The 10,152-nt window shown below is 64.1% G+C and carries 14 protein-coding genes and 1 pseudogene; all 15 read right to left on the bottom strand.

The genetic code is table 11. The features are described from left to right. A partial coding sequence (locus tag RMO25_RS12230; protein ID WP_309662877.1) for a 2Fe-2S iron-sulfur cluster-binding protein occupies positions 1 to 701 on the bottom strand: 701 nt, incomplete at its 3' end. Then, positions 694 to 837, bottom strand: coding sequence for a hypothetical protein (locus tag RMO25_RS12225; protein WP_309662876.1), 144 nt, complete (start codon positions 835 to 837; stop codon positions 694 to 696). The genes RMO25_RS12230 and RMO25_RS12225, both read right to left, overlap by 8 nt. Beyond that, positions 834 to 1,526 (bottom strand): hypothetical protein, encoded by a 693-nt coding sequence (locus RMO25_RS12220; protein ID WP_309662875.1) that lies wholly within the window; start codon positions 1,524 to 1,526, stop codon positions 834 to 836. The genes RMO25_RS12225 and RMO25_RS12220 overlap by 4 nt, the downstream gene beginning before the upstream one ends. Then, positions 1,523 to 2,833: an NADH-quinone oxidoreductase subunit NuoF gene (gene nuoF / locus RMO25_RS12215; RefSeq protein ID WP_309662874.1), complete on the bottom strand. Its 1,311-nt coding sequence runs from the start codon at positions 2,831 to 2,833 to the stop codon at positions 1,523 to 1,525. Before nuoF ends, RMO25_RS12220 begins: the two co-directional genes overlap by 4 nt. Beyond that, entirely contained in the window at positions 2,830 to 2,973 is a 144-nt protein-coding gene (locus tag RMO25_RS12210; RefSeq protein ID WP_309662873.1) for a hypothetical protein, read from the bottom strand. The genes nuoF and RMO25_RS12210 overlap by 4 nt, the downstream gene beginning before the upstream one ends. Then, complete coding sequence (locus RMO25_RS12205; protein ID WP_309662872.1) at positions 2,970 to 3,128, bottom strand: hypothetical protein; 159 nt, start codon at positions 3,126 to 3,128, stop codon at positions 2,970 to 2,972. The genes RMO25_RS12210 and RMO25_RS12205 overlap by 4 nt, the downstream gene beginning before the upstream one ends. A 142-nt stretch (positions 3,129 to 3,270) precedes the next feature. Further along, a complete protein-coding gene (gene nuoE, locus RMO25_RS12200; protein ID WP_309662871.1) occupies positions 3,271 to 3,936 on the bottom strand; it encodes an NADH-quinone oxidoreductase subunit NuoE in 666 nt (221 codons plus the stop codon). Between the two features lie 217 nt (positions 3,937 to 4,153). Next, complete coding sequence (locus RMO25_RS12195) at positions 4,154 to 5,392, bottom strand: NADH-quinone oxidoreductase subunit D (protein WP_309662870.1); 1,239 nt, start codon at positions 5,390 to 5,392, stop codon at positions 4,154 to 4,156. Further along, positions 5,389 to 6,102 (bottom strand): NADH-quinone oxidoreductase subunit C, encoded by a 714-nt coding sequence (locus RMO25_RS12190; protein ID WP_405051887.1) that lies wholly within the window; start codon positions 6,100 to 6,102, stop codon positions 5,389 to 5,391. Before RMO25_RS12190 ends, RMO25_RS12195 begins: the two co-directional genes overlap by 4 nt. Positions 6,103 to 6,110: 8 nt before the next feature. After that, positions 6,111 to 6,587 (bottom strand): annotated as a pseudogene (locus RMO25_RS12185) (NuoB/complex I 20 kDa subunit family protein); the annotation flags it as partial. 95 nt (positions 6,588 to 6,682) lie between these two features. Beyond that, positions 6,683 to 7,060, bottom strand: coding sequence for an NADH-quinone oxidoreductase subunit A (ndhC, locus tag RMO25_RS12180; RefSeq protein WP_309662879.1), 378 nt, complete (start codon positions 7,058 to 7,060; stop codon positions 6,683 to 6,685). A gap of 93 nt (positions 7,061 to 7,153) precedes the next feature. Further along, positions 7,154 to 8,062, bottom strand: coding sequence for a hypothetical protein (locus tag RMO25_RS12175; RefSeq protein ID WP_309662869.1), 909 nt, complete (start codon positions 8,060 to 8,062; stop codon positions 7,154 to 7,156). Beyond that, positions 8,059 to 8,871: an inositol monophosphatase family protein gene (locus tag RMO25_RS12170; RefSeq protein ID WP_309662868.1), complete on the bottom strand. Its 813-nt coding sequence runs from the start codon at positions 8,869 to 8,871 to the stop codon at positions 8,059 to 8,061. The genes RMO25_RS12175 and RMO25_RS12170 overlap by 4 nt, the downstream gene beginning before the upstream one ends. 3 nt (positions 8,872 to 8,874) lie before the next feature. Beyond that, positions 8,875 to 9,438, bottom strand: a complete 564-nt coding sequence (gene efp, locus RMO25_RS12165) for an elongation factor P (protein ID WP_309662867.1) — start codon at positions 9,436 to 9,438, stop codon at positions 8,875 to 8,877. A 74-nt stretch (positions 9,439 to 9,512) separates the two neighbouring features. Continuing rightward, complete coding sequence (locus RMO25_RS12160; RefSeq protein ID WP_309662866.1) at positions 9,513 to 10,151, bottom strand: M23 family metallopeptidase; 639 nt, start codon at positions 10,149 to 10,151, stop codon at positions 9,513 to 9,515. Position 10,152: the final 1 nt, after the last annotated feature.

Below are 10,152 nucleotides of genomic sequence, written 5' to 3'. Positions count from 1 at the left end.
AGGCGGATGTTGCTGCCGACCGCGTCCATGACGTCGATCGCCGGCACGCGGCGCAGCTCCCACGAGCGGCTCTCGAAAATCTGCGGCTTCTGCAGCAGCGCGCCGACCGGGCAGATGTCGGCGAGGTTGCCGCTCAGCTCGGACGTCACCGCGCGCTCCAGATACGACGTGATCTGCGCGTCCTCACCGCGGTACAGCATGCCGAGTTCGGGCACGCCGGCCACTTCCTCGGCAAAGCGGATGCAGCGCGTGCACTGGATGCAGCGGGTCATCGCGGTCTTGATCACCGGGCCCATATATTTGTCTTCGATCGCGCGCTTATTCTCCTCGAACCGAGTGAAGCCGCGGCCATAGGCCATCGCCTGGTCCTGGAGGTCGCATTCGCCGCCCTGGTCGCAGATCGGGCAGTCGAGCGGGTGGTTGATGAGCAAAAACTCCATCACCCCCTCGCGCGCCTTCTTGACCATCGCACTGTCGGTTCGGATCATCTGGCCGTCGGCGGCGGGCAGCGCGCACGACGCTTGCGGCTTGGGCGGCCCCGGCGCGACCTCGACCAGGCACATCCGGCAATTACCGGCGATGCTGAGGCGCTCGTGATAACAGAAGCGCGGAATTTCCTTCCCCGCCAGCTCGCACGCCTGCAGCACGGTCGCGCCCTGCGGGACCTCAAGCTCAATGCCGTCGACGGTGACCTTAGGCATTGTCACCGTCCTTGGGCTCATCGGCCTTGTCGTGGCGATATTCGATGGTCGTGATGCGCGGGCCCGAGCGCCGCGACGCGAGCAGCGCGACCACGATCGCAACGACGACGAGGCCAGCGGTGAATGCAATACTCATTGCTTCGCCACTTGCGGCGTTCCGGAACGCGCCGCGCTGGCCAGTCGATAGTAATTGTAGGCTACGACGCCTCTCAGGGTTTCGCGAGAAAAAGTCACTTGCTGACCCTTGTTAAGGCACGACGTAAACGTCGGCGACAGACCTCTTAAAGCTTCCATTTCCGCTGGACCCGCGACTTTCGTCCGAAGGAGTACGGTCGCTTGCTCTGGGGCCCCGCGAACCACGCACTCGCCGAAGCGCGATAATTCTGTGACCGCAGCAGCTTCCATTGCAGCCCGCTTTTCCGCCGTGCTCGCCTTTTTTCCTTTGGCGATCAATGCTCGAAAGCGCGCTTCACCGTCTCCGTGATCCAACGGGCCAACCAGCGACAGATCTGCTGGAACCGAAATTTGTTTGGCACGGATCAATGCATCAGCCAGCGCGAACTGCAGGATACTCCTCGACATTATGATCATAGTACCCAAGTCAGGCACACAGCTGGAGGCTATCACCTTCTCCAAATCACGATCTGCAACATTCTCCTTCCATTGCTGCCGCAAGACGATCAGCGCCGATTTTCCAGGCCGATCTTTCACAACGCAGTCCGCATACTCAGCCATTTTCCGCTGGCGCTCAGCCGCACTGAAAAACTGTCCCCTCTCTTTAGTCGGGACCGCGGCCTGCATCGCCAGAGCAAGGAAAACGCTCACTCCGCCGCCTCCAGCATCGTCCGCCCCGCCCGCTCGGCGATGCGGCGTTCGATTTCGGGGCGGAAATGCTTGACCAGGCCCTGGATCGGCCAGGCGGCGGCATCGCCAAGCGCGCAGATGGTATGGCCTTCGATCTGCTTGGTGACGTCGAGGAGCTTGTCGATATCGCCGACTTCAGCGTCGCCGGCGCGCAGTTTCTCCATCATTCGCCACATCCAGCCGGTGCCTTCGCGGCACGGCGTGCATTGGCCGCAGCTCTCATGCTTGTAGAAATAACTGATGCGGCTGATCGCGCGGACGATGTCGGTCGACTTGTCCATGACGATCACCGCCGCGGTGCCGAGGCCGGAGCCCAAAGCCTTCAGCCCATCGAAATCCATCGGCGCGTCGATGATCTCGTGGGCGGGGACCAAAGGTACCGACGAGCCGCCCGGGATCACCGCGAGCAAATTGTCCCACCCGCCGCGAATACCGCCGCCGTGGCGGTCGATCAGCTCGCGGAACGGGATGCCCATCGCTTCCTCGACGACGCACGGGGTGTTCACATGGCCCGACAGCTGGAACAGCTTGGTGCCTTCGTTCCTGGGGTTGCCGATGCCCGCGAACCACGCCGCGCCGCGCCGCAAGATGGTCGGCACGACGGCTATCGACTCGACGTTGTTGACGGTCGTCGGGCAGCCATAAAGGCCGGCGCCGGCGGGAAACGGCGGCTTCAGGCGCGGTAGGCCCTTTTTGCCCTCGAGGCTTTCGAGCATCGCGGTTTCTTCGCCACAAATGTAAGCGCCCGCGCCGCGATGGACGAACAGGTCGAAGTCGTAACCCGACCCGCACGCGTTCTTGCCTAGGAAGCCCGCCGCATAAGCCTCGGCGACGGCTTTGCGCAGTGCCTCGGTCTCGCGGATGAATTCGCCGCGGATGTAGATGTAGCCGGCCCGCGCGCGCATCGCGAAGCTGGCGATCAGCGAGCCTTCGATCAATTTGTGCGGATCGTGGCGGATAATCTCGCGGTCCTTGCAGCTGCCGGGCTCGGACTCGTCGGCGTTGACCACCAGGAAATTGGGTTTGCCGGGCTTGGGCTCCTTGGGCATGAAGCTCCACTTCATGCCGGTCGGGAAACCGGCGCCGCCGCGCCCGCGCAGGCCCGATGCCTTGACGATTTCGATGATCGGGTCCTGGCCGAGGGCCAACAAAGCCTTGGTACCATCCCAGTCGCCGCGATCCTTCGCCGCCTTCAAGTCGGGCGACTGGAAGCCGTAGAGGTTGGTGAAAATGCGGTCCTTGTCGCTCAATGGCCCGGCGTAGGTCATCCGATGCCTCCGCCCCTGGCGAGGAAATAGAGCACCGCGAGCACGATCAGCGCCAGGACGCCGAACTTGATCAGCCCGGTGACGAACTTGAACGCCAGGAAGGCGAGCACGACGGCAACGAGGATGGCGACGAGGCTCATTTGAGGCGCTTCGGCCCCTCGATCAGCTTGACCGCGCCGTAGATGACCAGCCCGGCGATGGCGACGCCGACCGCCAGGCCGATCAGCCCCTTGAGGAGCTTCCAGGCGATGACGATGATCAAAATCGCGACGATAATTTTCAGGACGTCTTTCATGCAATCCTCCCTGGAACGGGGAGGTGGTAGCGCGACGCGCTGACGGAGGGGGCCTCGAGACCCACTCCGCCCTGCACCGGGCCCCCTCCACCAGCTTCGCTGGTCCCCCTCCCCGTTTCGGGGAGGATAGTGGCGCCGACCATCACCATTGCCCCCGGTAGTCGTAATTGCGTTCGGCCATTTTCTTGACCGTGGTCGGGCCGCCTTCGGCGCAGCTGGTTTGGCGGTCGATTTGTGGGCCGGGTTTGGGCGTCTCGCCGCGGGCGAAGGCGTCGAGGATCGCGCCCATGCTGTCGCCGGTGAGGTCCTCATAATTGTCGTCGTTGATCTGGACCATCGGCGCGTTGGCGCAGGCGCCGAGGCACTCGACTTCGGTCAGCGTGAACAGTCCGTCGCCGGTGGTGTGGCCCTTCTTGAGGCCGCGGCTGTAGCAGGCGTCGAGCACATCGTCCGATCCGCGCAGCAGGCACGGCGTCGTCCCGCATACCTGGACGTGGAAGCGGCCGACCGGGCCCAGGTTGAACATGGTGTAGAAGGTCGCGACCTCGAGGATGCGGATCACCGGCATGTCGAGCTCGGCGGCAACGAACTCCATGACCGGGATCGGCAACCAGCCCTGCGTATTCGTCTCCGCCCCAACCTGCCGCTGGGCAAGGTCGAGGAGCGGGATCGACGCCGACTGCTGGCGACCGTCGGGATATTGCGCGACGATGGCCTTCGCCGCCTTGGCATTGGCGTCCGTCCACGCAAAGCCCGACCAGCGCGCCCGGATGTCCGGATCGTCGAGAATGCCGCCCTGCCCGGCCATTAGTTTGACCTCGTTAGACGACGCTTCAGAAATGAGACTGCCAAGCTAATTCCGATGACAATCAAGCTCGCAAGGGCAAGTATCTCGAGCACGAAAAAGTTACGCGTCGCTACCTTCGCCGATGGTTGCCGCAACACTTCAAAAAGCACGTATGCGCTCGTGAAGTGCATCAAACACGCTCCTAGCAGGAACCACCACGCTGCCTCCAGGAGGCGCCTCACCGGTCCACCTCCCCGAACACGATGTCGATCGCGCTCAGCACGGCGGTGGTGTCGGCGAGCATGTGGCCTTTCATCATGAAGTCCATCGCCTGGAGGTGCGAGAAGCCGGTCGGGCGGATCTTGCAGCGGTAGGGTTTGTTGGTGCCGTCGGCGACGAGATAGACGCCGAATTCGCCCTTGGGGCTTTCGGTCGCGACATAGACCTCGCCGGCGGGCACATGATAGCCTTCGGTGTAAAGCTTGAAGTGATGGATCAGCGCTTCCATCGAGGTTTTCATCTCGGCGCGCAGCGGCGGGAACACCTTGCGGTCGGCGCTGCCGACGGGCCCGTCGGGCATCTCTTTCAAACATTGCCGCGCGATCCGCCACGACTGGCGGACTTCCTCGACCCGGACCATGAAGCGGTCGTAGCAATCGCCGTTGGTACCGACGGGAATGTCGAAGTCCATCCGGTCATAGACTTCGTACGGCTGGCTGCGGCGGATATCCCAAGAGATGCCGGCGGCGCGGATCATCGGACCCGAGAAGCCCCAGGCAATCGCGTCTTCGCGGCTGACCTTGCCGATATCGACGTTGCGCTGTTTGAAGATGCGGTTGTCGGCAACCAGTGAAATTGCGTCCTCGAACAGTTGCGTGCGACCATCAAGAAACTCGCCGATCTGGTTGAGAACCTTGGGCGGAATGTCGCCATGGACGCCACCGGCGCGGAAGTAATTGGCGTGCATCCGGGCGCCCGACACCGCCTCGTAAATCTGCATCAGATCCTCGCGGATCTCGAACAGCCACAGATTGGGCGTCATCGCGCCGACGTCCATGATGTGGCTGCCCAGATTGAGCATGTGATTCTTGATCCGGGTCAGCTCCGCCATCAGGACGCGGATATATTGCGCGCGCAACGGCACCTCGAGCCCCATCAATTTCTCGATGGCGAGCACGAAGCTGTGCTCCATGCACATCGGCGAGCAATAATCGAGCCGGTCGAAATAAGGCAGCGCCTGGGCGTTGGTCTTATACTCGATCAGTTTCTCGGTGCCGCGATGGAGCAGCCCGATGTGCGGGTCGACCCGCTCGACGATCTCGCCGTCCAGCTCCATGATCAGCCGCAACACGCCGTGCGCGGCCGGGTGCTGGGGGCCGAAATTGAGCGTGTAATTATTGTGCGTCGGATTGCCGCTGGCGATAGTGTCGCCGGGCGCGTTGCTGGTCGTCACTTCAAGCGTGCGCGTGCCAGTCATTTGGCGCTCTTCTTCCGCGGCTTCTTCGCCATTGGCTTGGCCTTGACGGCAGGCGGCCCGCTCGCGGCGGGTGCCGGGCTCGGCGCCCCCGGCGCTTCGCCCGTCGCTTTCTCATCGCCCGGCAGGCGATATTCGGCGCCTTCCCACGGCATCAGGAAGTCGAAAGTGCGGAAATCCTGCGGCAGCGACACCGGCTCATAGATCACGCGCTTCTCGGCCTCGGAATAGCGCAGCTCGACAAAACCGGTCAGCGGGAAGTCCTTGCGCTGCGGATGGCCTTCGAAACCGTAGTCGGTGAGGATCCGGCGCAAGTCCGGATTGCCGGCGAAGCCGACGCCGTACATGTCGAACACTTCGCGTTCGAGCCAGCCGGCAACCGGCCACAGCGAAGTGACGCTCGGCACCGGCGTCGCTTCATCGGTCGACAATTTGACCCGGATGCGCCGGTTTTTGGTCAGCGACAGCAGATGGTAGACGACTTCGAACCGCTCCGCCCGGTCGGGATAATCGACCCCGGCGATCTCCATCAGCTGCTGATATTCAAGCCCCGGCGTGTCGCGCAGTTTCTGCAAAACCTTGGCGATTGCCTCGCGCTTCACGGTCAGCGTGATCTCACCGACAAGCTCGTTCGCCGCGATCAGCGCTTTACCGAGCACCTTCTTCGCGGCGACGATCACGCCTTCGTCGGAGGCGGTCCTGGGGACGTGCAGCGCGACGCTCACCGCTCAATCGTCCCTTCGCGGCGGATTTTGCGCTGCAGCTGGAGGATGCCGTAGAGCAGGGCTTCGGCGGTCGGCGGGCAGCCCGGCACGTAAATGTCGACGGGCACGATGCGGTCGCAGCCGCGGACCACCGAGTAACTGTAATGGTAATAGCCGCCGCCGTTGGCGCAGCTGCCCATCGAGATCACATAGCGCGGCTCGGCCATCTGGTCGTAAACCAGGCGCAGGGCGGCGGCCATCTTGTTGCACAAAGTCCCGGCGACGATCATCACGTCGGACTGACGCGGGGATGCGCGTGGCGCGACGCCGAACCGTTCAAGGTCATAGCGCGGCATGTTGACGTGGATCATTTCGACCGCGCAGCAGGCGAGCCCGAAGGTCATCCACCACAAGGAGCCGGTCCGCGCCCAGGTGAACAGATCCTCGGTCGAGGCGACGAGGAAGCCCTTGTCGTCGAGCTCGGCGCGCAACGCGTGGAGCTTGGCCATGTCGGCATCACCCGGGACCAGCCCGGCGAGCCGCGCCAGCTCCTCCTCGGTCGGCATCGGGTCATGCCGAGGGTCGAGCGTCACTCCCATTCGAGCGCGCCTTTTTTCCACGCATAAGCGAGGCCCAGCGCCAGTTCGGCGAGGAAGAACATCATCGCGATCCAGCCGGTCCAGTGGGTCAGCTTGAGCGACACCGCCCACGGGAACAGGAAGGCGGCCTCGAGGTCGAAGACGATGAACAGGATCGCCACCAGATAGAAGCGCACGTCGAACCGCGCGCGGCTGTCCTCGAAGGCGGGAAAACCGCATTCATATTCGCTCAGTTTCTGCGGGTCCGGTTGGTGCGTGCCGGTCAATCGCGAGACCAGCATCGGCAGCACGACAAAGCCGCCCGACAACGCCAATGCAATGGCGAGGAACAGCAGGATCGGCAGATATCCGGCGGCGACGCTGGCCAAGGTAAACTCCAATATACGAGCGTTGGCGGCGCTTTAGGCGACGGCAAGCGGACGGGCAACAGCGACGAAGGCGATTTGCGCCAGAAATCCGCCCTAAATCGGCGTGCAATCCTTCGCCAGCGGAATGGCGATGATCGGCGTCCCCTGGGTGCGCACAAAACCGGCTTTGTCGAGCGTCGCCCAACCGGAGTCGGCGACGATCAACAGCCGCTTGCCGTCGAACGCGATCTGGGTCGGATCGGGCAGCGACAATTCGCCCAGCGGCTGGTCGAAATTGAGCCCGGTCGCGGTCAAGGTGATCGACACCAGCAGGCCCGGCGCGGCGCCATTGTAGATGCCGTAATAGGTCGATCCACACCGAACCAGCCCGTCGACCCCACGCAGCGGTTTGCCGTCCTGGCGCGGCAGCAGGGTGCGGGTAAATTTCGCCAGATCGACCGAGCCGATGCCCTGGCTGTAGTCGGCGACCAGCAGCCGCTGGCCGTCCGCGGATAGCGCAGTCCCCTGCCCGCTCTTGCCGATGCCGGGCAGCACCACGGCCATCAGCCCGCGCCCGTTGGGCGTGAGGCGGAATACCATGCCGTTCTGGCTGTCGCTGACGAAAAGCTGGCCCTGGGATGCCGAGACATCGCCGGGGTGGAAGGTGCCGACGTATGGCGCAATGCGGGTCACCACCCGCCCGCGCTTGTCGAGGGCGATCAGCGCGCCGCGCTCGCAAGCGGTGATGCCCGTGACGCCGGGCGGGCAGTCCGCCGCCACCCACAGCCGCTTGCGGCCTTTATCCCAGGCAATGGCGAACGGATGCAGGCCCGGCGGCAACACCGCCATCGTCCGGCACGTCTTGCGGCAGGCAAGGACCGTCCGGTCGAGAATGCTCGACACCCAGATGGTCTTGCCATCGCTGGCGACGCCTTCGACGATGCGGTGGCTGGGATCGATGGTCAGCACGGTGGTTGGCTGGAGCGCTGCCGCCGCCACCGCCACCAGCAGCGACCAGATCACCGCAGCGCCCCGGCGATCAATTTGTGCAGGCGCGAATGAACGTCGCCATTGCCGGCGAGATATTGGCGCCGCTCGACCATCTGGTCGGCACCGCGATAGTCGGTGATGAAGCCGCCCGCCTCACGGACCAGCAGCAAGCCGCCGGCGACGTCCCATAGATCGAGGTCGTCTTCCCAAAAACCGTCCAGTCGCCCGGCGGCGATCCACGCGAGATCGAGCGCGGCCGAGCCGAACCGGCGGACGCCGGCGACGTGCGGCGCCACCGCGGCGTAGATCTTGGCCCACTCATTGACGTCGCCGCGCCCGCAATGCGGCATGCCGGTGCCGATGACGCATTCGGACAGATCGCGGCGGGCCGAGACGCGCAGGCGGCGCTCATTGAGCCAGGCGCCGCGGCCTTTTTCCGCCCAATAGCTTTCGTCGGTCAGCGGTTGGTAGACCAAGGCCTGGGTGATTTCGGTGCCGCCGCCAGGCTTCTTTTCCTCGACCGCAATGCTGATCGAGAAATGCGGCACGCCGTGGAGGAAGTTGCTGGTGCCGTCCAACGGATCGACGATCCACCTGGGCTTGTCAGGATTGCCGGCGATCTCGCCACCTTCTTCAAGCAGCATGCCCCAGTCGGGCCGCGCGGCGCGCAGTTCGCCGACGATGGTTTCTTCGGCGCGCTTGTCGGCGAGGCTGACGAAATCGGCCGGCGCCTTGCGACTGACCTGCAATTGTTCGACTTCGCCGAAGTCGCGGCGCAGCCGCGGCGCCGCCCGCCGCGCCGCCCGCTGCATCACGGTGATCAGGCCCGAATGGGAAACCATTCGCTATTCCGCCCGCCGGACATATTCCTGGCTGTAGACGTCGACGACGATCCGCGTGCCCGCGCCGATGTGCGGCGGGACCATGACGCGGACGCCATTGTCGAGCACCGCCGGTTTGTAGCTCGAGCTCGCCGTCTGGCCTTTGACCACCGCGTCGGCCTCGACGATCAGGGCTTCGATGGTGTCGGGCAGCTGGACCGAGATCGGCCGCTCGTCATATAATTCCATGACCACGTCCATGCCGTCCTGGAGGAACGCCGCAGCGTCACCCAGCAGGTCCTGGGGCAGGCTGATCTGTTCGTAGGTTTCCTTGTTCATGAAGGTCAGCATGTCGCCGTCCGCGAACAGGAACTGGAAATCCTTGGTGTCGAGCCGCACCCGTTCGACCGTCTCGGCGCTGCGAAAGCGGACATTGTTCTTGCGGCCGTCGATCAAATTCTTGAGCTCGACCTGCATGTAGGCGCCGCCCTTGCCCGGCTGGGTGTGCTGAATTTTGACCGCGCGCCAGATGCCGGTTTCATATTCGATGATGTTGCCGGGACGAATGTCCACGCCGCTGATCTTCATGCTTGTCTCGTCTGAACCAGGATTGAAAGAGCCGCCACGAACTCGCTTGCCGGGTCCGCGGATGGACTCCCGCCCTAGCCGTTGGTCTTTTTCCCGGCAAGCAGCGGAAAGGGATTGATCGGCGTGCCCTGGTACCACTTCTCGCCGGGGTTCATGTGGTTGATCGCAAAATGCAGGTGCGGCGCGGCGGGGCTGGCGTTGCCAGTCGAGCCAACGCGGCCGATTTGCGCCCCCAGCCCAATGTGCTGGCCTTCGGCCAAGCCCGGCGCATAGTCCTGCAAATGCGCGTAATAATAGGTCCAGCGCCCGTCGTCCGAGCGAACGTAGGCGGAAATGCCCCCGCCACCCTCGCTGAAGAACAGTTTCTCGATCCGGCCCGCCGCGGCGGCGAGGACCGGAGTTCCCGCCGGGGCCATGATGTCGATCGCATCGTGCGGGCGACTACCGCCGGCCCGCGCCTGGGTGAAAGTGTCCGTCAGCTGGCTTGCGTTGACCCCGGCCACCGGAATGGCGAGCCCTGCCGGCCCGACGACCACGCCTTCGGCAATCGCGACCAGCGGGCCTGACCCTTGATCAACCAACGCAACATCGCCGGCCGGGGAAACGACGCCATTCGCATTCGTTCTGGGCGCGTAGGCGATGTTGTAGACGAAGATCCACAAGGCGCTGGTCAGCACCGCGGTGACGATGACGGCGGCGGCGACCCTGAACATC

The sequence above is a fragment of the Sphingomonas sp. genome (assembly GCF_031361285.1).
Taxonomy (GTDB): domain Bacteria; phylum Pseudomonadota; class Alphaproteobacteria; order Sphingomonadales; family Sphingomonadaceae; genus Sphingomicrobium.
This window is presented reverse-complemented; position numbering and strand designations above follow the sequence as displayed.